At 65.2% G+C, this 20,218-nt stretch carries 21 protein-coding genes; 9 read left to right on the plus strand and 12 right to left on the minus strand.

Annotation, left to right across the window (positions count from 1 at the left end):
* Both JQC81_RS23885 and yddG read left to right on the plus strand, forming a co-directional pair.
* Positions 1 to 210 (plus strand): SDR family oxidoreductase (locus JQC81_RS23885; RefSeq protein WP_203274305.1); only part of this gene is annotated, 210 nt, incomplete at its 5' end.
* Positions 211 to 287: 77 nt separating this feature from the next.
* Entirely contained in the window at positions 288 to 1,163 is an 876-nt protein-coding gene (yddG, locus tag JQC81_RS23890) for an aromatic amino acid exporter YddG (RefSeq protein WP_203274306.1), read from the plus strand.
* Here yddG and JQC81_RS23895 read toward each other — a convergent pair.
* Both JQC81_RS23895 and gloB read right to left on the minus strand, forming a co-directional pair.
* Positions 1,135 to 1,899 carry a GNAT family N-acetyltransferase gene (locus JQC81_RS23895; RefSeq protein ID WP_203274307.1) on the minus strand — a complete coding sequence of 255 codons (765 nt, stop codon included), beginning with the start codon at positions 1,897 to 1,899 and terminating at the stop codon, positions 1,135 to 1,137. The genes yddG and JQC81_RS23895 overlap by 29 nt on opposite strands.
* Positions 1,900 to 1,931: 32 nt before the next feature.
* Positions 1,932 to 2,699, minus strand: a complete 768-nt coding sequence (gene gloB, locus JQC81_RS23900) for a hydroxyacylglutathione hydrolase (RefSeq protein ID WP_203274308.1) — start codon at positions 2,697 to 2,699, stop codon at positions 1,932 to 1,934.
* Positions 2,700 to 2,816: 117 nt separating this feature from the next.
* Here gloB and JQC81_RS23905 point away from each other — a divergent pair, with 117 nt between their 5' ends.
* The 3 genes from JQC81_RS23905 to JQC81_RS23915 all read left to right on the plus strand — a co-directional run bounded on the left by JQC81_RS23905 (position 2,817) and on the right by JQC81_RS23915 (position 6,176).
* Positions 2,817 to 3,551, plus strand: a complete 735-nt coding sequence (locus JQC81_RS23905) for a class I SAM-dependent methyltransferase (RefSeq protein ID WP_203274309.1) — start codon at positions 2,817 to 2,819, stop codon at positions 3,549 to 3,551.
* A gap of 133 nt (positions 3,552 to 3,684) precedes the next feature.
* Positions 3,685 to 4,638, plus strand: a complete 954-nt coding sequence (locus tag JQC81_RS23910) for an acetyl-CoA carboxylase carboxyltransferase subunit alpha (RefSeq protein ID WP_203274310.1) — start codon at positions 3,685 to 3,687, stop codon at positions 4,636 to 4,638.
* A 260-nt stretch (positions 4,639 to 4,898) separates the two neighbouring features.
* Entirely contained in the window at positions 4,899 to 6,176 is a 1,278-nt protein-coding gene (locus tag JQC81_RS23915; RefSeq protein ID WP_203274311.1) for a L,D-transpeptidase family protein, read from the plus strand.
* Positions 6,177 to 6,346: 170 nt separating this feature from the next.
* On the opposite strand, the gene JQC81_RS23920 is transcribed toward JQC81_RS23915, so the two are convergent.
* The 4 genes from JQC81_RS23920 to secA form a co-directional block, all read right to left on the minus strand.
* Complete coding sequence (locus tag JQC81_RS23920) at positions 6,347 to 7,054, minus strand: protein phosphatase CheZ (RefSeq protein ID WP_203274312.1); 708 nt, start codon at positions 7,052 to 7,054, stop codon at positions 6,347 to 6,349.
* A 5-nt stretch (positions 7,055 to 7,059) separates the two neighbouring features.
* Positions 7,060 to 7,443, minus strand: coding sequence for a response regulator (locus JQC81_RS23925; protein WP_036358554.1), 384 nt, complete (start codon positions 7,441 to 7,443; stop codon positions 7,060 to 7,062).
* A gap of 183 nt (positions 7,444 to 7,626) precedes the next feature.
* Entirely contained in the window at positions 7,627 to 9,249 is a 1,623-nt protein-coding gene (abc-f, locus tag JQC81_RS23930) for a ribosomal protection-like ABC-F family protein (protein ID WP_203274313.1), read from the minus strand.
* Between the two features lie 92 nt (positions 9,250 to 9,341).
* On the minus strand, positions 9,342 to 12,152 hold the full coding sequence (gene secA / locus JQC81_RS23935; protein WP_203274314.1) for a preprotein translocase subunit SecA: 2,811 nt from the start codon (positions 12,150 to 12,152) through the stop codon (positions 9,342 to 9,344).
* Between the two features lie 250 nt (positions 12,153 to 12,402).
* On the opposite strand from secA, the gene JQC81_RS23940 reads away from it, so the two are divergent.
* Positions 12,403 to 13,296 carry a peptidylprolyl isomerase gene (locus tag JQC81_RS23940; RefSeq protein WP_203274315.1) on the plus strand — a complete coding sequence of 298 codons (894 nt, stop codon included), beginning with the start codon at positions 12,403 to 12,405 and terminating at the stop codon, positions 13,294 to 13,296.
* A 112-nt stretch (positions 13,297 to 13,408) separates the two neighbouring features.
* On the opposite strand, the gene JQC81_RS23945 is transcribed toward JQC81_RS23940, so the two are convergent.
* Positions 13,409 to 13,621: a hypothetical protein gene (locus tag JQC81_RS23945; protein WP_203274316.1), complete on the minus strand. Its 213-nt coding sequence runs from the start codon at positions 13,619 to 13,621 to the stop codon at positions 13,409 to 13,411.
* Between the two features lie 163 nt (positions 13,622 to 13,784).
* Here JQC81_RS23945 and argJ point away from each other — a divergent pair, with 163 nt between their 5' ends.
* Entirely contained in the window at positions 13,785 to 15,026 is a 1,242-nt protein-coding gene (argJ, locus tag JQC81_RS23950) for a bifunctional glutamate N-acetyltransferase/amino-acid acetyltransferase ArgJ (RefSeq protein ID WP_203274317.1), read from the plus strand.
* Between the two features lie 6 nt (positions 15,027 to 15,032).
* On the opposite strand, the gene JQC81_RS23955 is transcribed toward argJ, so the two are convergent.
* Positions 15,033 to 15,410: a hypothetical protein gene (locus tag JQC81_RS23955; protein ID WP_203274318.1), complete on the minus strand. Its 378-nt coding sequence runs from the start codon at positions 15,408 to 15,410 to the stop codon at positions 15,033 to 15,035.
* A gap of 217 nt (positions 15,411 to 15,627) precedes the next feature.
* On the opposite strand from JQC81_RS23955, the gene mutT reads away from it, so the two are divergent.
* Both mutT and JQC81_RS23965 read left to right on the plus strand, forming a co-directional pair.
* The gene (mutT, locus tag JQC81_RS23960) at positions 15,628 to 16,038 is read left to right on the plus strand and encodes an 8-oxo-dGTP diphosphatase MutT (protein WP_203274319.1); all 411 of its coding nucleotides are present in this window, start codon (positions 15,628 to 15,630) and stop codon (positions 16,036 to 16,038) included.
* Positions 16,039 to 16,046: 8 nt separating this feature from the next.
* Entirely contained in the window at positions 16,047 to 16,973 is a 927-nt protein-coding gene (locus JQC81_RS23965; protein WP_203274320.1) for a DMT family transporter, read from the plus strand.
* Here the strand turns inward: JQC81_RS23965 and JQC81_RS23970 are convergent.
* From JQC81_RS23970 to JQC81_RS23985, 4 genes are all read right to left on the minus strand, one after another.
* A complete protein-coding gene (locus JQC81_RS23970; RefSeq protein ID WP_203274321.1) occupies positions 16,957 to 17,391 on the minus strand; it encodes an acyl-CoA thioesterase in 435 nt (144 codons plus the stop codon). The genes JQC81_RS23965 and JQC81_RS23970 overlap by 17 nt on opposite strands.
* A gap of 8 nt (positions 17,392 to 17,399) precedes the next feature.
* On the minus strand, positions 17,400 to 18,548 hold the full coding sequence (locus tag JQC81_RS23975; protein WP_203274322.1) for an iron-containing alcohol dehydrogenase: 1,149 nt from the start codon (positions 18,546 to 18,548) through the stop codon (positions 17,400 to 17,402).
* A gap of 220 nt (positions 18,549 to 18,768) precedes the next feature.
* Complete coding sequence (locus tag JQC81_RS23980; protein WP_203274323.1) at positions 18,769 to 19,134, minus strand: DUF427 domain-containing protein; 366 nt, start codon at positions 19,132 to 19,134, stop codon at positions 18,769 to 18,771.
* An 81-nt stretch (positions 19,135 to 19,215) separates the two neighbouring features.
* On the minus strand, positions 19,216 to 20,094 hold the full coding sequence (locus JQC81_RS23985; RefSeq protein WP_203274324.1) for a methyltransferase domain-containing protein: 879 nt from the start codon (positions 20,092 to 20,094) through the stop codon (positions 19,216 to 19,218).
* Positions 20,095 to 20,218 lie beyond the last annotated feature (124 nt).

The raw sequence follows: 20,218 nt of genomic DNA on the forward strand, positions 1-20,218 counted from the left end.
AACGTGATCGCACCCGGCTACATCGCCACCGAGATGGTGAAGGCGGTGCCGGAAGAGGTGCTGAAATCGAAGATTCTCCCGCTCATTCCCGTGGGCCGTCTCGGCGAGGCGGAGGAGATCGCCCGCACGGTGCTCTTCCTGGCCGCTGACGACGCCGGCTTCGTCACCGGCTCGACCCTGTCGGTGAACGGCGGCCAGTACATGGCGTGATCACGGCCCTAGCCGAAGTTTCAGCAAAATGACGATAGCCCTCCTCATCGGGAGGGCTTTCGTTTATGGCGGTCATCATGACGACTCGCACCGCCACCACCATCGGCCTCACCGCCATCCTGCTCTGGTCCATGCTCGCCCTGTTCACGGCGGCGACTGGCACGATACCGCCCTTCCAGCTCAATGCCATGACCTTCCTGGTCGGCGGGCTGGTAGGCGTGGCGAGCTGGATCGTGCGGCCGCAGGGTCTCAAAGCCCTGCGCCAGAAGCCCGTCGTCTGGGCCTTGGGTGTCGGCGGTCTGTTCGGTTATCACGCCCTCTACTTCGCGGCTTTGCGCTGGGCGCCGCCGGCCGAGTCGGGGCTAATCAATTATCTCTGGCCACTCCTGATCGTGCTCTTCTCGTCCTTCCTTCCAGGCGAGCATCTGCGGCGGGCGCATATCATTGGAGCGCTCCTGGGTTTTGCCGGCGTCATCGTGCTGATCGCCGGACGCGGCGCCTTCGACGCGCGGGCGGAATACATGCCGGGCTATCTGTGCGCCTTCGTGGCCGCCTTCTTGTGGGCCGGCTATTCGGTGCTGTCCCGCCGCTTCGGCCAGGTGCCGACCGACGCGGTGGCGGGCTTCTGCCTCGCGACCTCGCTGCTCAGCCTCGTCTGCCATCTCGCCTTCGAGACCACCGTGTGGCCCGAGACGACGACGCAATGGCTCGCGGTTCTGGCGCTCGGCCTGGGTCCGGTGGGCGCGGCCTTCTATGTGTGGGACATCGGCATGAAGCAGGGCGACATCCGTTTCCTTGGCGTCGCCTCCTATGCGACGCCGGTGCTCTCGACGCTGCTGTTGGTGGTGGCTGGCTATGCGGCGCTGACCCTCTCGCTCGCGCTCGCCTGCGGCCTCATCGTGGCCGGCGCGCTTGTGGCTACACTCACACCGAAGAAGAGCGCCCCGGCATGACCCGGTGGGTGTAGCGGTAGGCGGTTCCGAAACCGAGCGCTCCATAAAGGGATCGGGCGATCTCATTCTCCTCCCGCACCTGGAGGTAGGCCGTGTGCGCCCCCTCCCCGCAGCCCCAGGCCATGAGGCTCGACACCACGCGACGGCCTAACCCGATGCCGCGCAGGTCCGGAGCGACGACAATGTCGTAGAGGCCGACATAGCCCCGCTCCACCACCCCGAGGCCCCAGGCGACGGGCCTGTCGTCAAGGCTGAGCGTGGCGAAAGCTGCCTTCTGCCGGATACGCGAGACGATTTTCATCAGGGTCTCGTCATCGGCCTTGTCGCCGCCATAGGATCCTGCGGCCTCCCGCACCCAGCGCTTGGAGACCTGAGGCTCAAGGGCAACCTCGGGGTCGCGCTCGCAATCCTCGCTGCTGATGGGCGCGGTGAGAACATGCGTCGCCTCGATCTCCTTGAAGCCGCGCAGCTTCAGCCGCTCGTCCACATCATGCGCCTCCACCCCATTGAGGCGGAAGGTCGGGCGCACATTGGCCTCGACGAAGCGGGCGATCATATAGTCGATGAGCTCGTCGTCGAGGGTTGCACCGGGCAGGAATGGCGTGGCGGAATTGGCGCGCTTCGAATAGCCGTTGGCGAGCCGCAGGATCCAGCCGTCATAGGCCTGGTAGTCGAACGAGGGCCAGGCGTTCAGGAGCCGGCTCTCGAGTCCGATGATGAGGCTGTGATCGTTCATGAGGCTGTCCGCTCCTGCAGGGTGCAGCTACGTCAGAACCTGTTCTTCCATTCGCGCAAGGCCTGGAACACCTCGACTGGGCCGGCTCCCTGCTTATCAACGGATTTCGCGAGCGCCGGCTCCCCGGCGCGCAGGAAAGGATTGGTCGCCTTCTCCTGGCCGATGGTCGACGGCACCAGGAAGCGGCCTTCAGCCTTCGCATCCTCCGCCTCTTTGGCGCGGGCCTTCAGCGCCGCGTTGTCCGGATCCGCGGCGAGCGCGAAGCGTGCGTTCGAGAGCGTGTAATCGTGCCCGCAATAGACCCGCGCCTCGTCCGGCAGGGCCGCAAGCCGCTGCAGCGAGTGCCAGAACTCCGCATAGGTGCCCTCGAACATCCGCCCGCAGCCGAGGGTGAACAGGGTATCGCCGGCAAAGAGCGCGCGGTCCGCCGCGAACCAGTAGGAGACGTGGTCGAGGCAATGCCCAGGCGTCTCCCACACATGCGCCTGCAGGCCGCCCACATGCACCGTGTCGCCCTCGCGCACATAGGCGTCGGCATGAGGCACCGCCTCGCGGGCCTTGACCGGCGCCACCACCCGGCAGCCGGTGCGGCGCTTCAGGCCGTCGATCCCCTGCACATGATCGGAATGGCGGTGGGTGACAAGGATATCGGTGAGCTGCCAGCCTTTTTCGGACAAGGCTGCCAGGATCGCGCCTTCGTCGGGCGCATCGATGGTCGCGCAGGCGCCCGTGTTGGGATCGTGAATCAGAACACCGATATTGTCCTGCAGGCAGAGAAAGGCGTGGATCTGGGCTGACATCGAGGAACCTTGTCTTGATGTGCTCTGAGCTATCATGGGACAGTCGGCGCGTGAAACCAGACCCCGAACCCTCGATTGCCAGTGTCTGACGAGCCCGAGAGGCAGCCTGTTGAGGTCATGAGCATCGACATCACCGATCTGCGCGGCTTCTATGCCAGCCCCCTCGGGGCCGTGACGCGCCGCTTCGTGGGGCGGGCCATCGACCGGTTCTGGGGCCCGCTGACGGGGTTGCGCGTGCTCGGCCTCGGCTACGCGCCGCCTTATCTCTCGGCCGTGAAGGGCGAGACCGAGCGCACGCTCGCCTTCATGCCGGCGAACCAGGGCGTGGTGAACTGGCCCAGCACGGGGGCCTCCGCCTCGGCCCTGGTCGACCCGCTGATGATGCCCCTGCCCGACGCCTCCATCGACCGGGTGCTCGTGGTCCATGCCCTGGAGACCGTGGAGAGCCCGAGCGAGCTCCTGCACGAGATCTGGCGCATTCTCACCCCGGGCGGGCGGATCATCCTGGTGGCGCCGAACCGGCGGGGCTTGTGGGCCCGGATGGACACCACGCCCTTCGGCTATGGCCAGCCCTACAGCCGCTCGCAGCTGAAAAGCCTCATGCGCCAGACCTGGTTCTCGCCGGAGGGCTGGGCTGAGACCCTTTACGTGCCGCCCTTGCGCAACCGCTTCCTGCTCCAGACCGCCCAGGCCTGGGAGCAGGTTGGCGCCGGCTTCTCCCTGCCCTTCGCGGGCCTTCATATCGTCGAGGCCACCAAGCAGCTCTACCGGCCCGGCGCCGTGCGGGCCGTGCAGCGCTCGCGCCGCTTCTCGCCGGTGTTCGTTCCGGCTCCCGCCTCGCATCTAGGCTGATTGTCCTTGATTCCGCCGCGTTTTACAGGACTAAAGCGGGGCTCAACTTGACTTGGGCTGCCCGAAACGCCAGTGTCCGCCCCGCTTCGGCAGGGCTATCGGGCCACGCCGGTCTTCTTTTCCATAGAGTCTGATGCGCAGTTATCTCGATTTCGAAAAGCCCGTCGCCGAGCTGGAAGCCAAGGTCGAGGAGCTTCGGGCGCTCGGTGAGAACCGGGACGCCGTCTCCATCGCCGACGACATCTCCCGCCTGGAGGTCAAGGCGGCCGATGCCCTGAAGGATCTCTATGGCCGGCTCACGCCCTGGCAGAAGACCCTCGTGGCGCGCCATCCCCAGCGGCCGCATTTCGTCGATTACTGCGCCGGGCTCATCACCGAGTTCACCCCGCTCGCCGGCGACCGCAAGTTTGCCGAGGACGAGGCCATCGTCGGCGGCTTCGGACGCTTCCGCGGCCAGGCTGTCTGCGTGATGGGCCAGGAGAAGGGCCACAACACCGAGACCCGCATCCGGCACAATTTCGGCATGGCCCGCCCCGAGGGTTATCGCAAGGCCGTGCGCCTCATGGAAATGGCGGACCGCTTCAGCCTGCCGGTGATCTCGTTCGTCGACACCGCAGGCGCCTATCCGGGCATCGAGGCGGAGGAGCGTGGACAGGCCGAGGCCATCGCCCGCTCGACGGAGATGCAGCTCTCCTTGGGCGTGCCCAATGTCTCCGTCGTCATCGGCGAAGGCGGCTCGGGCGGCGCCATCGCCATTGCCACCGCCAACAAGGTGCTGATGCTGGAGCACGCCATCTACAGCGTGATCTCGCCGGAAGGCGCGGCTTCGATCCTCTGGCGGGATGCCGCCCGGGCCCAGGACGCCGCTACCAACATGAAGATCACGGCCCAAGATCTCCTGCGGCTCGGCATCATCGACGGCATCGTGACAGAGCCCGTGGGCGGCGCCCACCGCGACCCGCAGGCGACCATCGAGGCCGCCGGCAACGCCATCGAGGAAGCCCTGCACGACCTCGGCAACATGGGACCGGCCGAAATCCGCGACCACCGGGCCGACAAGTTCCTCGCCATCGGGCGCAAGCTCTGATCCGGCCTCTCCCATGACGGACGGAGCGCGCCTGACAAGGGCGGGCTCCGGCGCCCCTGGCCTCGCTTTACCTCCAAAGAGAGCCCTGCTCTCCAAAGAGACAGGCTGAAAAGCCGCCAAAGGCGGATTTTTTACCTTCCATTCACCATGACTCCCTCATGGCCCCGCTTGCAGTAAGGGCGGGTTAAGGCTAACGATTTAGGGGTAAAGGGGAACTGTTCGGCACAGGCGCCGGGCAGATCAAAAATTGCGGGGTCCCCATGATGAAGCGTATCGCATTGGCCGCGAGCCTGGTGCTCGCGCTTGCTGCCTGCCAGGACGATAATCTCTCCCGTGGCTCCACGCGCCACCTTGTGCCGATTCCGTCCGCCACCATGGCGTTGATGTCGACCAAGGGCATGTCCAAGGAAGACCCGATCCTGATCCGGGCCTACAAGAAGGAATCGGAGCTGGAGATCTGGAAGCGCGGCTCCAACGGGAAGTACGCGCTCCTCAAGACCTATCCGGTCTGCCGCTGGTCAGGCCAGCTCGGCCCCAAAAACCGCGAGGGCGACCGCCAGGTGCCGGAGGGCTTCTATACGGTCACCCCGGCGCAGATGAACCCCAATTCCAACTTCTATCTCTCGTTCGATACCGGCTATCCGAACGCCTTCGACCGGTCGCTGGGCCGCAGCGGCGGCGACATCATGGTCCACGGCTCGTGCTCCTCGCGCGGCTGCTTCGCTATGACGGACCAGAACGTGGCCGAGATCTACGCCATCGCCCGCGAGGCTCTCGGCGCCGGTCAGCGCGGCTTCCAGTTCCAGTCCTATCCGTTCCGGATGACGGCCGAGAACCTGGCCAAGCACCGCCTCGATCCGAACATCGCCTTCTGGAAGAACCTGAAGGAAGGTGCCGATGCCTTCGAGGTGACGAAGGACGAGGTCCGGGTGGCCGTCGGCCGCGGCCGCTACGAGTTCAACCTCGATCCTGACACGGCCTCCGTAGTGGCGCAGAAGCGCGCCCAGGACGAGCAGGAAGTGGCGGAGCTCGTCGCCAAGGGCGAGAAGCCGATCAAGCTCGTCTACCACGACGGCGACACGCACGAATCCTTCCGCACGGCGTTGGCCAACGTCACGGGCGTATCCGACACCAAGCTCGGCTACGTGAGCCGCACCGAGGGCATCTCGTCCGGCCCGCGGGTGGTCGCCCTCAACGATTCCGGCAAGGAAGCCCCGGAGGCGCCGCCGACCGCCCTGGCCTTTGCGTCCATGCGCGAAATCCCCGTCTCGCAGGCCGAGACCCGCGCGGCCGTGACCCAGCAGACGGCTCCGGTGGCAGCGGCCGCAGCAGCTCCCGCGTCTGGAGAGACGCCGTTCTACAAGAAGATGTTCGGCGGCGTCGCCGACCTCTTCAGCACCTCGTCCGCGCAGCCCGCCGTCGAGGCGGTTCAGGCAGCGCCCGCCGCTCCCGCGGTGAGGACGGCTCCGGCCCCCAATGCCGTGCCGCAGAAGCGGGCTCAGGCTGGAGCGGCCGTGAAGGTTGCGAACGCGAACTGATCCACCGGCAATTCACCATATGGAAAAGCCCGCCTCACCGGCGGGCTTTTTGTTGTGAGCAGGCGTCTCAGCCAATGCACCGCCTTGCCTGGAACCGCGTGGCACAACCCAATGCAAAGAAACGCCGCCTCGAGAGGCGGCGCCAGTTAGTCCGGGGTTTCACCCGTTCGTCACCCGAACAGGGCGTCGATGGCATCCTGCGAGGTGCGGTTCGGGTCGCCGTCGAGGGCCGGGCCGTTCAGGAGAGCTTCGTCCCCCTGCCGCTCCGGCATCTTGAAGGCCTCCACGTCGTTGAAGCTTTCCAGGCCGCCCCAGATCTGCGCCATCTGGGTCACGCGCTCCTCGATGAACTTCATCGAGCCCACGACCTTGCTGATGCGCTGGCCGGTAATGTCCTGGAAATTGCAGGCCTCGAAAATCGTGATGACCCGGTCCGAGATCTGCCGCGCCATCTCGGCGTCGGATCCGGAGAGCTGGGAAGCCAGCTTTCCCGTGATCTCGTCGATCTCCTCGGCGGCCGCTAGGATGCTGTTGGTGGCAGCCTCCGTGCCGCACACCACAGCTCCGAGTTCGTCGGTGACGCTGGTCACCTGCCCGCCAGGGCTGTGGGAGTGCAGGGTCGCGATCTCACGCTTGGTGCGCTGGATCGATTCCGTGATGGCGTCGAGCTCGTCCTTGAGGTGGAGCGCCTCGCGCAAATCGGTCCGGATCTGGTCGAGAAGAGCCTTGGAGGCCCCGCTGCTCGGCTCGAGAGCCGCGTGGATGGCCGCCATGCCCCGCATGATCTCGGCATGCCGCCGGGCGGCGATGCTCTCGCGGGACTGGGCCAGGAGATCGAGGCTCAAGGGATCGAAGGAAACAGGCGGTGGGAGACGCATGGCGACTACTCACCCAGAACGGCGGCGATCTTGGAGCGCAGGGTATCGGCGTTGAAGGGCTTGACGATGTAGTTGTTGACGCCGGCCTGCTTGGCCGCGACCACGTTCTCGGTCTTGGCCTCTGCGGTGATCATGATGAAGGGCAGGCTGCCCAGCTCCGCGTCGGCACGCACCTGCTGCAGCAGCTCGAAGCCGGTCATGGGCGCCATGTTCCAGTCGGAGATCACCAGCCCGTACTTCTTCTCCTTGAGCTTGCCCAAAGCCTCCGAGCCGTCCTTCGCCTCGTCGACGTCGTTGAAGCCGATCTGCTTCAGCAGGTTGCGGATGATGCGCAGCATCGTCTGGTAATCGTCAACGATGAGCACCGGGAGAGACGTGTTCAATGCCATGATGGTTCGGCCTGCAAAGTGAGAAAGGAAATGAGAGGAAGGCTTTTGACGGACGCTTCTTCGAAAAGGTTGTTCTGGTCCCTGCCTTATCCCTCACGATGCTTGCCTCAAGCTGACGTCACGGCAGCAAAAAGCCCGGCCGTGAGACCGGGCTTCAGATGTTGGCATCAGGTGCTTTCTCGCTCAGTGCCGTAGGCCAGGCGCCTCCTGGCCGGTGCGCGCCACGTATTCGGTGTAGCCGCCGCCATATTGGTGAACGCCCTCCGGGGTGATTTCCAGGAGGCGGTTGGACAGGGCGGCCAGGAAGTGGCGGTCATGCGAGACGAAGAGCATGGTGCCTTCGTACTTCGAGAGCGCGTCGATCAGCATTTCCTTGGTGGCCATGTCGAGATGGTTCGTGGGCTCGTCGAGCACCAGGAAGTTCGGCGGGTCGTAGAGCATCTTGGCCATCACGAGGCGCGCCTTCTCGCCGCCCGAGAGCACACGGCACTTCTTCTCCGCATCGTCGCCCGAGAAGCCGAAGCAGCCGGCAAGCGTGCGCAGGGACCCCTGCCCCGCCTGCGGGAAGGAATCTTCCAGGAACTCGAACACCGTGCGGTCGCCCTCCAGCACCTCCATGGCGTGCTGGGCGAAGTAGCCCATCTTGACGCTCGCCCCGATGGTTACCGATCCCTCGTCGGGCGCGGTTGCACCTGCTACCAGCTTCAGGAGCGTCGACTTGCCGGCGCCGTTGACGCCCATGACGCACCAGCGCTCCTTACGGCGCACCCCAAAATCGAAACCCTCATAGATGCTGCGGCTGCCGTAGCGCTTGTGCACGTTCTTGAGGCTGACCACATCGTCGCCCGAGCGCGGCGCGGGTAGGAAATCGAACGCCACCGCTTGCCGGCGCTTCGGCGGCTCCACCCGGTCGATCTTCTCCAGCTTCTTGACCCGGCTCTGCACCTGCGCGGCATGGGAGGCGCGCGCCTTGAAGCGCTCGATGAACTTGATCTCCTTGGCAAGCATGGCCTGCTGACGCTCGAACTGCGCCTGCTGCTGCTGCTCGTTCAATGCGCGCTGCTGCTCGTAGAACTCGTAATTGCCCGAATAGGTGGTGAGCGAACCGCCGTCGATCTCCATGATCTTGTTGACGATGCGGTTCATGAAGGCGCGGTCGTGCGAGGTCATGAGCAGCGCGCCGGCATAGCCTTTGAGGAACTCCTCCAGCCAGATCAGGCTCTCGAGATCGAGGTGGTTGCTCGGCTCGTCGAGGAGCATCACGTCCGGGCGCATGAGCAGGATGCGGCCGAGCGCGACGCGCATCTTCCAGCCGCCCGACAGCGCGCCCACGTCGCCGTCCATCATCTCCTGGGAAAAGCCGAGGCCGGCGAGAACCTCGCGCGCCCGGCCTTCGAGCGAATAGCCGTCGAGTTCCTCGTAGCGCGCCTGCACCTCGCCGTAGCGTTCGATGACCTTATCGAGATCGTCCGCCTTGTCCGGGTCCACCATGGCGGCTTCAAGTTCGCGCAGCTCGGCCGCCACCGCGCTCACGGGGCCTGCGCCCTCCATCACCTCGGCGGCGGCGCTGCGGCCCGCCATCTCGCCCACATCCTGGCTGAAATACCCGATGGTGATGCCGCGATCGACGGAGATCTGGCCCTCGTCCGGCTGCTCCTCCTTGGTGACCATGCGAAAGAGCGTGGTCTTTCCCGCGCCGTTGGGGCCCACGAGGCCGATCTTCTCGCCCTTCTGAAGGGTGCCCGACGCCTCGATGAAGAGGATGCGGTGGCTGTTCTGCTTGCTGACGTTCTCGATGCGAATCATGGGTCTTTGAAACTTGACGATGGTGGGCGGCGCAGAAAAGCCCGGCCATGAGGCCGGGCTTTTCATGGGTATGGTTCAGGATGTGGCGGCTTTTAGGCCACGAACTGTCCGTGGCAGTGCTTGAACTTCTTGCCCGAGCCGCAGGGGCAGGGCTCGTTGCGGCTGACGCGGCCCCAGCTGGAAGGATCGTTCGGGTCGCGGGACGGCGTCGGCTCGGTGACTGCCGCGGCCGCGAAGCCGAGCGCCGGGCCGGCTCCGAAGCCTGCGCCCTGAGGCCGGTCGAACTCGTTCTCGCCGGTGGCCGGATCGAGGTGCTGAGCGAACATGGGCGGAAGCTCCTGCGGCTCGGGCTGCTGGAACACCACCTGGATGCGCATGAGCTGCCCCGTCACCTGCTCGCGCAGGTGCCCGATCAGGGCATTGAACAGCTCGAAGGCCTCGGACTTGTACTCGTTGAGCGGGTCGCGCTGGGCCATGCCGCGCCAGCCGATCACCTGACGCAGGTGGTCGAGGGTCACGAGGTGCTCGCGCCAGAGGTGGTCGAGGCTCTGCAGCAGAACCTGCTTCTCCACATAGTTCATGACCTCGGCCGAGTTCGCCTCGATGCGCTGGGCATAGGCCTCGTCGGCCGCCTTGGTGATGCGCTCGCGGATCTCGTCGTCGGCGATGCCCTCTTCCTTGGCCCATTCCTCGATCGGCAGATCGAGGTTGAGGAAGTTGAGGACATTGTTCTTCAGGCCTTCCACATCCCACTGCTCGGCATAGGCCTGCTCGGGGATGGCGCGGGCGACGATGTCTTCGATCACGCCGTGGCGCATGTCGTCGATGGTCTCGCGCACGCTCTCCTGGGCCATGAACTCCTTGCGCTGCTCGAACACGACCTTGCGCTGGTCGTTCATAACATTGTCGTACTTCAGGATGTTCTTGCGGATGTCGAAGTTGCGTGCCTCGACCTTCGCCTGCGCCCGCTCGATGGCCTTGTTGATCCACGGATGGATGATGGCCTCGCCTTCCTTCAGGCCGAGCTTCTGCAGCATGCCGTCCATGCGGTCGGAGCCGAAGATGCGCATCAGGTCGTCCTGGAGCGACAGGTAGAACTTGGAGCGGCCGGGATCGCCCTGGCGGCCGGAGCGGCCGCGCAGCTGGTTGTCGATGCGCCGCGACTCGTGACGCTCGGTGCCGAGCACGTAGAGGCCGCCGGCGGCGAGCGCCTTCTCCTTGAAGGATGCTACCTCGTCGAGGATCTCCTTCTCGCGGCGGGTGCGCTCCTCGCCCTCGACGCCGACAAGCTCGCGCTCGATGCGCATCTTGGCGTTACCGCCGAGCTGGATGTCGGTGCCGCGGCCGGCCATGTTGGTGGCAATCGTGATCGCGCCCGGCACGCCGGCCTGGGCGACGATGAAGGCCTCCTGCTCGTGGAAGCGGGCGTTGAGCACCGCGAAGTGCTTGGTGCCGCGTCCGGCGCGGGCATCGCGGTAGAGGGGCTCGAGCGCCTGCGGGTCCTCGAAGTTGATGAGCTTGTAGCCCTCCTTGACCAGCATCTCGGCCAGATGCTCGGATTTCTCGATGGAGGTGGTGCCGACCAGGATCGGCTGCCCCTTGGCGGAAGCCTCCTCGATGTCGCGGATCACCGCCTTGTAGCGCTCCTCGAATGTCCGGTAGACCTCATCGTCGTCGTCGATGCGCGCGACGGGCCGGTTGGTCGGGATCTCGACCACTTCGAGGTTGTAGATCTCCAGGAACTCGTCGGCCTCAGTCGCCGCTGTGCCGGTCATGCCGCCGAGCTTGTCGTAGAGGCGGAAGTAGTTCTGGAACGTGATGGAGGCGAGGGTCTGGTTCTCGGGCTGGACCTGAACCTTCTCCTTGGCCTCGAGGGCCTGATGCAGGCCTTCCGAATAGCGGCGGCCCTGCATCATGCGGCCGGTGAACTCGTCGATGATGACTACTTCGCCATTGCGGACGATGTAATCCTTGTCGCGCTGGAACAGGGTATGGGCGCGCAGCGCCTGGTTCATGTGATGGACCAGGGTGGCGTTCTGGGCGTCGTAGAGATCGCCCTCCTTGAGCAGGCCGATTTCCCGCAGCAGGCCCTCGATCTTCTCGGTGCCCTCCTCGGTGAGCGCCACGGAGCGCTGCTTCTCGTCGAGCTCGTAATCCTTCTTGTCGAGGCGCGGAATCACCACGTCGATGGCGTTGTAGAGCTCGGAGCGGTCGTCGAGCGGGCCGGAGATGATGAGCGGCGTGCGAGCCTCGTCGACCAGGATCGAGTCCACCTCGTCCACGATGGCGAAGTTGTGGCCCCGCTGGACCATCTGCGCCATCTCGTACTTCATGTTGTCGCGTAAGTAATCGAAGCCGTATTCGTTGTTGGTGCCGTAGGTAATGTCGGCCGCATAGGCCTGGGCGCGCTCCACGTCGTCGAGCCCGTGGACGATCACGCCGACGGACAGGCCCAGGAAGCGGTAGATCTGGCCCATCCACTCCGAGTCGCGCTTGGCCAGGTAATCGTTCACCGTGACCACGTGCACGCCCTTGCCGGCGAGCGCATTCAGGTAGACCGGGAGCGTCGCCACCAGGGTCTTGCCCTCGCCGGTGCGCATCTCGGCGATCGAGCCCTCGTGAAGGACCATGCCGCCGATGAGCTGGACGTCGAAGTGGCGCTGCCCCAGCGTCCGCTTGGCCGCCTCGCGGACGGTGGCGAAGGCCGGCACCAGGATGTCGTCCAGGGTTTGGCCTGCCGCAAGCTGGGCCTTGAACTCATCCGTGCGGGCGCGGAGCTGCTCGTCGGACAGGGCCTCAAGCTCGGCCTCCATCGCGTTGATGGCCGCGATCTTGGGCCGGTAGGACTTCAGCCGGCGATCGTTGACCGAGCCAAAGATTTTCTTCGCGAGAGAGCCGAACATCGGGAGCCTTCGAAAATTCCATATGGGGTAAGGGGCGTTTGCGCCGCCTTATAGACCTAATCATGCCAGTTTGCATCTTAAAGGCCGCGCCTTTAGTGGCGCAGCCTCAAGGGGTGCCCGGACAGGGCGTTCAAGTCCCCGCGAGCGGCGATGCTGTGACATAAATATGCCATCACTTGCAAACGTAAACACATTCGGCCATCTGATCGTCGCTGTCCGTGGGCGATCACGCTCACCAGAGGAAACACGAATGAATCGCTCATTGAACGTCCGGAAGAGCCTTCTGACCCTCGGCGTCGCCCTGCCGCTCCTGGCCGGCCCTGCCCTCGCCCAAACCCCTCCTGCTCCTGCGACCTCGGCGGCTGCCGTTCCGGCCGTCGACCCCGCCAAGGTGGTGGCCCGCGTGAACGGCATCGAGATCACGGAAGGCGACCTCGCCATCGCGGCCGAGGATTCGGCCCTGCAGATGCCCAACGTTCCCGATGAGCAGAAGCGCGAGCTTCTGACCGGCTACCTGATCGACCTGAAGCTCGGCGCCAAGGCGGCCGAGGCTGCCAAGGTCGGCAGCGGGACCGAATTCGCCCGCAAGCTCGCCTATAACCGGGACAAGACCCTGCTCGACGAGTACCTCGATCAGGAATCCAAGAAGGCCGTGACCCCGGAGGCCGCCCGCAAGCTCTATGACGAGACCGTCAAGAGCGTGCCGGCCGAGCAGGAGGTCCGCGCCCGCCACATCCTGGTGGAGAACGAGGACGAGGCCAAGACGATTGCAACCCGCGTGAAGGGCGGCGAGGACTTCGCCAAGGTGGCCGGCGAGGTCTCCAAGGACCCCGGCTCCAAGACCGATGGCGGCGACCTCGGCTTCTTCACCAAGGACCGCATGGTCGAGCCCTTCGCCGAAGCGGCCTTCAAGCTCGAGGCCGGCCAGATCTCGGACCCCGTCAAGAGCCAGTTCGGCTGGCACGTGATCAAGGTCGAGGAAAAGCGCAACAAGCCGGCTCCGACCTTCGAGGAGACCAAGGACCAGGTGGAAGCCTATCTAGCCCGCAAGGCCCAGCAGGACCTGATCCTCGGCCTGCGCAAGAACGCCAAGGTCGAGCGCCTGGACGACAAGGGCAACCTCGTCGAGCAGAAGCAGCCGTAAGGTTCTCAGCTTCGAAAAAGTTCAGGGCGGCCCTTGGGCCGCCCTTTTCGTTTTTGGTGTCACCCCCGGCCGGAGCGAAGCGAAGGGGATGATATGGCCTCACGAGGCCATGTCACTTGTTCGTCCGGCCCATGCGGTTCGGATCGACGCCGCCTTCGCGGTTGGTCTGGTTCTCCACGTCGCCCTGGAAGGTCGAACCGCCGTCGAGGTCGCGCGGGTTCTCGCCGGCCATGGTGGAGCCTTTCGACCGACCGATGCCCGGGTCGACTTCGAGATCGCTGCGGGGACGGTCCTGGGGTTGGGTCTTGGGGTGCTTGCCTGTCACGGAAGGCCTCCATTGTTCCGAAGGCTAGGTCAACGACAGGAGCGCGGCGTCGTTCCGTGCGCTCGAGGCGGCCTTCAGTGAAGCTTTGACTTGACAAAAAGCCTTAAAAAACCGCAGGTCGCGGCTCGCAACGTCGTATCTCAACACCTCTCCCGGATTTCTCATGTCCAAGACCGTGTCTCCACTCGCGCCCACGTCGGTCCCGACGCTTCCCGCCCTTGAGGGCGTGAGGATCGCCACCGCCGAGGCCGGCATCCGGTACAAGAACCGGACGGACGTGCTCTACGTGACGCTGCCGAAGGACACGGCCGTGGCGGGCGTCTTCACCCGGTCCAAATGCCCCTCGGCCCCGGTCGATTGGTGCCGCAAGAATCTGAGCAAAGGCACGGCGCGGGCCCTGGTGGTGAACTCGGGCAACGCCAATGCCTTCACGGGCAAGAAGGGTGCGGACGCAGTAAAGCTCACCGCCGACATCGCCGCCGAGGCCGCAGGCTGCCGCGCCTCGCAGGTGTTCATCGCGTCCACCGGCGTCATCGGCGAGCCCCTCGACGCCACCAAGTTCCAGGGCGTGCTCGCGGCCTGCGAGAAGAAGGCCAAGCCCACCGGCTGGACCGATGCGGCCAAGGCCATCATGACCACCGACACCTTCCCGAAGGTGGCGACGCGCACGGCCAAAATCGGCGGCGTCGATGTGACGATCAACGGCATCGCCAAGGGCGCCGGCATGATCGCCCCCGATATGGCGACCATGCTGTCCTTTATCTTCACCGATGCGCCAATCAATGCTCCGGCGCTGCAGGCTCTGCTGAAGAAAGGCGCCGACAAGAGCTTTAACTGCGTGACGGTGGACAGCGACACCTCCACGTCCGACACGCTCCTGTTCTTCGCCACCGGCACGGCAGCATCCAAAGGTGCGCCCACGATTTCGCTGCCGAGCGACCGGCGCCTCAAGGAGTTCCGCGCGGCGCTGGAGAGCCTCCTGTGCGATCTGGCCCAGCAGGTCGCCCGCGACGGCGAGGGTGCGCGCAAGTTCGTAACCGTGAAGGTGACCGGCGCCACGGGTGCGACCTCCGCCAAGCGCATCGCCATGGCAATCGCCAACTCACCCCTGGTGAAGACGGCCGTCGCCGGCGAGGACGCCAACTGGGGCCGCGTGGTCATGGCGGTGGGCAAGGCAGGCGAGCCCGCCGAGCGGGACAAGCTCGCCATCTGGTTCGGCGACATCCGCGTGGCCGTGAAGGGCGCCCGCGATCCGGAATACGACGAGGCCAGGACCTCCACCTATATGAAGGGCGACGAGATCACGATCCGGGTGGATCTCGGCCTCGGCCGCGGCGAGGCCACCGCCTGGACCTGCGACCTCACCAAGGGCTATGTGGAGATCAACGGCGACTACCGGAGCTGAGCCCGCTCAGGGAACGACCGTCACCTTCATCTTCGTGGTGACACGCATCGGGCCGCCATATTGGTCGGTTCCGATGATGGCGTAGGAGAACTCATCCGGCCCCTTATATCCCGGCTTCGCGACGTAGTACGGCATGATGCCGCGAACGCCCGCCATACCGGCCTTCGGCTTCTGGACGATGGTTGCTTCGCTGATGGCCCCCTGAATACCGTTGAGCCCAAAGCCACATCCCTTGCCTGCTTTCACGGTCATCTCGCCTTCGACATTGGCGACATGCGAGTTGAAGGACATAGGGGAGACGATGCAATCCTGAGCCTGCACCTCATCAGTGAAAGATGAACAGGCGAAACCAAGGATAGCCATGGCACAGGCAAAATACTTCATGGGACAGCTCCGGTTTTTTGCATCTTTATTATATTACATATATCTGTCACGGGAGTTGGATCTGGCAAGGCAGCAAGGCAAGCGATCAGGACAAGCATGTGCGAGAGAGCACATGAGTGCTTTTGAGAGACGACGAGATTCAATTCGCTCCGCCCGGAATTTCAGGCTAAGAGACCGGCCCTGAGCCACTCCCTCACGCGCCCAGCGGATCTTTGCCGTGCCCCCTCTCAAGCTCACCCTCGTCGTTGCCGTCGCGCTGATCGACACGGACAACCGCATCCTTCTGGCGCAACGGCCGGAGGGGAAGCAGCTGGCGGGCCTGTGGGAGTTTCCCGGCGGCAAGGTGGAGCCGGGCGAGCGGCCGGAGGAGACGCTGATCCGGGAGTTGCGGGAGGAGCTCGGGATCACCGTGAAGGAGCCCTGCCTCGCGCCGCTCACCTTCGCGAGCTACGGTTACGAGACCTTCCACCTGCTCATGCCGCTTTATGTCTGCCGCCGCTGGGACGGCTTCGTGCAGCCGCTGGAAGGGCAAGCGTTGAAATGGGTCAGGCCGCAGGAGCTGCGCGCCTATCCCATGCCCCCGGCCGATGAGCCGTTGATCCCCTTTCTCGTCGATCTCCTTGTCTGAGATCGCGCATGTCCGCCACACAGGGTGAAACCGCCGCGCTTCCCGCAGCGCCCACGCCGGTCTTCATGGCGACGAACCTCCTCGTCTGCTCGATGCTGTGGTCCACCTCCTTCCTGTTCATCAAGCTGAGCGGGGACGTGAACCCCTTCGTGCTGGCCTCCATCCGCGGCCTCATCGGCGCGTCGGCCCTCGCCCTGTGGTTCGTCGTGCAGGCCAAGAGCTTCCGCCCCGACAACGGCCAATGGCATCATTGGGTGATCCTCGGCGCCCTCAATGGCTGGATTCCAAACGTCTTGACGGCACATGCGCTGACCCAGATCGGAACCGCTCCGGCCGCCATGATCCAGGCATCCGGACCGCTTATCGTCGCGGTTCTGTCGCATCTGCTTTACGCGGACGAGCGGCTGACCCCGAGGCGCTTCGTCGGCGTTATCGTCGGCATTGCAGGCATGGGCATCCTCATCGGACCTGCCGCCCTGCCGGACAGCGGCATCAGTGCCTGGGGGGCGCTGACCATGGTGGTGACTGCCCTGAGCTATGCCTCCGCGAACCTCTATGTCCGCTCGATCAAGCAGGCGGATCCGGCACGTCTCGCCCTCGGTCAGCAGATCTGCTCGGCCATTCCAGCAACCGTGCTGGCGCTCGTCGTGGCAGGCCCTTCCACCTTCGCAGCCGTGCCAGGCACTGCGCCCTCGCTGCTGGCGCTGGGCATCGTCTCGACCGCCCTGCCGATCCTGCTCTTCATGCGGCTTATCCGCCGCGCCGGTCCGACCCGGGCCTCGATGGTCGGTTATCTCCAGCCGGTTTGGACGGCGACCCTTGCAGTCCTCTTCCTGAATGAGAGCATCGGACTGCGCGAGATGATCGGCGGGGCCGTTGTCCTGACTGGCGTTGCGCTCGTGTCGTTGAGCGGGCGGCTCAGGTCAGCTCGCTGAGCATGGCTCGCGTCTCTGGCGGGATCTCCACCGGCTTCTGGGTTTCCCGGTCCACATAGACATGGACGAAATGCCCCTGCGCGGCCCCCGCTTGAGCGCCCTGCTTGAAGATCCCGATCCGGTAGCGCACCGACGAGCGCCCGAGATGCGCCACCGCGATCCCGGCTTCCAGCGCGTCGGGGAAGGCGACGCTCTCGAAATAGGTGCAGCCCGATTCGACCACGAGGCCGATAACAGGGCTTTCGGTAATGGTGAGCAGTCCCTTCTCCACAAGCCAACCGTTCACGGCCGAGTCGAAATACGAGTAGTAATGCACGTTGTTCACGTGCCCGTAGGCATCGTTGTCCATCCAGCGGGTGGCGATGGGGCGAAACAGCTTGAATTCGGAGCGGCTGGGGCGCGAGGGACGATCCGACATGACGCTGCTCACCAAGCCGCTTCGTAGATCGCGCGCGCATCCTCGAGGGTGAGCGGACGCGGGTTGTTCACGAGAAGCCGGGTCTGCTTCATGGCATCCTCGGCCATCATCGGCACGGCCTCATGCGGAATGCCCACGTCACGCAGGCGCGGCTGCAGGCCCACCTTCGTGCACAGGGAGGCCAAGGCTTCGACGAAGGCCGATCCCGTCGCGTGACCTTCAAGCTCCGGGAAGGCGTGAGGGGCGAGTTCGGCGTAAGATTGCTCGCAGGCGCTCGCGTTGAAGCGCAGCACATGCGGCAGCACGAGGGCATTCGAGAGCCCATGCGGAATGCCGAAATGCCCGCCAATCGGATAGGCCAGCGCATGCACGGCCGCGACCGGCGCATTGGCGAAGGCCTGGCCGGCCAGCATGGAGCCCAGCAGCATGGCCGAGCGCGCCTCCACATCCTGCCCCTGATGCACCGCGCGCTCGATGTTGCGCCCGAGCAGGCGCAGCGCTTCCTTGGCGAGCGCCTGCGAGACCGGATTGTTGTTGACGCTCGTCGACGTGTAGGCCTCGATGGCATGCACCATCGCGTCGATGCCGGTGGCGGCCGTTACGTGCGGCGGGAGGCCGAGCGTGAGATCGGGATCGAGCAGCGCGATGTCGGGAATGATGAGCGGCGAGACGACGCCCTTCTTCTCGTGCGCGCCGGTGGTGACGATGGAAATCGGCGTCACCTCCGATCCCGTCCCCGCCGTGGTGGGAATGGCGAGCAGCGGCAGCCGCGGCCCTTTCGCGACGCCCACGCCGTAGATGTCGGCAAGGGTCTCGCCGCTGGCGGCCAGCAGCGCCACGAGCTTTGCTACATCAATGGAGGAGCCACCGCCGAAGCCGATCACGGCCCTGGCATCGAAAGCCTTGGCTTTCTCGACAGCAGCCAGCACCACGTCCTCCGGCGGATCGGCCACAACCGCATCGAACACGTCGACGGCGACGCCTGCCTCCTCCAGGGCGCGGAGAGCCGGCGCGATGAGACCGGCCTTCACGAGGCCCGCATCGGTGACCAGCGCCACCCGGGGACCGAGGCGCTGGGCGGCGATTTCCCCTAAGCGCGCGATGCTGCCGGAGCCGAAGACGAGGGACGGAGCGGTGTTGAAGGTGAACGGCGACATGGATGCTTCCCGAGATGGGATTTGGTGCGCCGAAGATGCCTCGTGCTTGCCGAGGCAGCAACCCGGATCCCTTACACCCTTAGGAGAACGCTAGCGCATCGTGCGGACCCAGCGGGCCGCGCCAGCGAAAAGTGGATCCGGTTTTCCGCTCCGTACGATGCGCCAGCATATGGAAGAAGCATTGGACCCAAAAGTGGGAGCCACTTTTGGGTCCAATGCTTTAGTCCTTGAACTCTTCGATGGCATCGACCTTGTTCGGATAGAAGGCAAGATGCTCCTTAATGGTGGCGACCGAGGGGAACGGCTGCTCATAGCTCCAGGCCGCGTTCTCCCGCACGAGTCCGCCTCCGTTGACGGTGAAATAGGAGGCCTCGCCCTTGTAGGGGCAATGGGTGTGGTGATCGGTCGAGTCCAGGAGGTCCATGTGCACATCCTCGCGCGGGATGTACTGCACCGGCGGGTAGTTCGCCTCCCGCAGGGTGAGCGCCTGCGTGGTTTCCGCGACGATGAAGCCGCCGAGCATGACCCGAATGCGGTTCGGGTTCTGCGTGATGGTGATCGGATGATCCGGGCCGGGCTCCTTCATGACGCTTCCTTCTCCAAGACAGGTATTCTGGAGAATGAAGATAGGGCAACCTGGTTGCACCCCAAGGCGTGAGCGGGCCGGCTACTCCTTGCCGGGCTTGGGCACGCCTTCCTTCACGCCGAGCGCATCGGCCAGCCGCACCTTGGCGGAGCCGGGGCGCAGGGGCTTCTGCTGGCTCTCATGGGGTGTCCAGCCCGAGAGCCATACGATCTCGAAGGTCGCCGGGATCCGCCCGTCCGGCTCGCCGAAGCGCTCGGCATAGATCTCCGCCGTCCGGATCAGGGTAGCACGCCGCAGCGGGGTCCGGCGGCGGTCGTTCAGCGCGTTGGTCAGCCCCATCTGGCGCAGGTCGCGCATGAGCGCAAAGGCATTGGCATAGCGCACCCGCACGACATCGGAATCCGTCACCGGCAGGGCAAAGCCCGCACGCTGGAGCAGGCCGCCGATGTCGCGCAGGTCCGCGAAGGGCGCCACCCGGGGGCTGACGCCGCCCTCCACCTCCGATTCGGCCTGTGTCAGCGACTGGCGCAGCTCGTTGAGCGTGCTGCCGCCGAGCATGGCCCCGACGAAGAGGCCGTCGGGCTTGAGGGCGCGCCGGATCTGGATGAGCGAGCCCGGCAGATCATTCACGGAGTGCAGGGACAGGAGCGACACGGCGAGATCGAAGCGCTCGCCCGAGAACGGCAGCCGCTCCTCGTCGCCGAGGATGCTCTCCGGCTCGGCCACCTGCGAGAGGCGGATCACCATCCCGACGCGCCCGCTCCGGCGCAGGGCTTCCGCGGCGGCCGGCGTCGGGGTGCCCACATCGAGCGCGAGCGGGAACTCCCGCAGAACAGTCGAGAGCCGCTCCTCCAAGTCCTCAATGGCGCGGACCAGCAGGAAGTCGGCATAGCCCTGGTGCAGCGCACGCGACAGGCGGCGGCGGACGAGGGAACGGTCGAAGACGAGGGGCGTGCTCATGAGGCGCTGGATATGGCGTGTGCCCCGCGAAGGTCCAAGGATTTTTTAGGTACACGCCCTTGTCACCCCCGGCGGCCGTGAGGCCGGGAAGGAAATCCATAGCGCTGAGGGCGTGAGTGGATTC

This window comes from Microvirga arabica (genome assembly GCF_016811235.1).
Classification (GTDB): Bacteria; Pseudomonadota; Alphaproteobacteria; order Rhizobiales; family Beijerinckiaceae; genus Microvirga; species Microvirga arabica.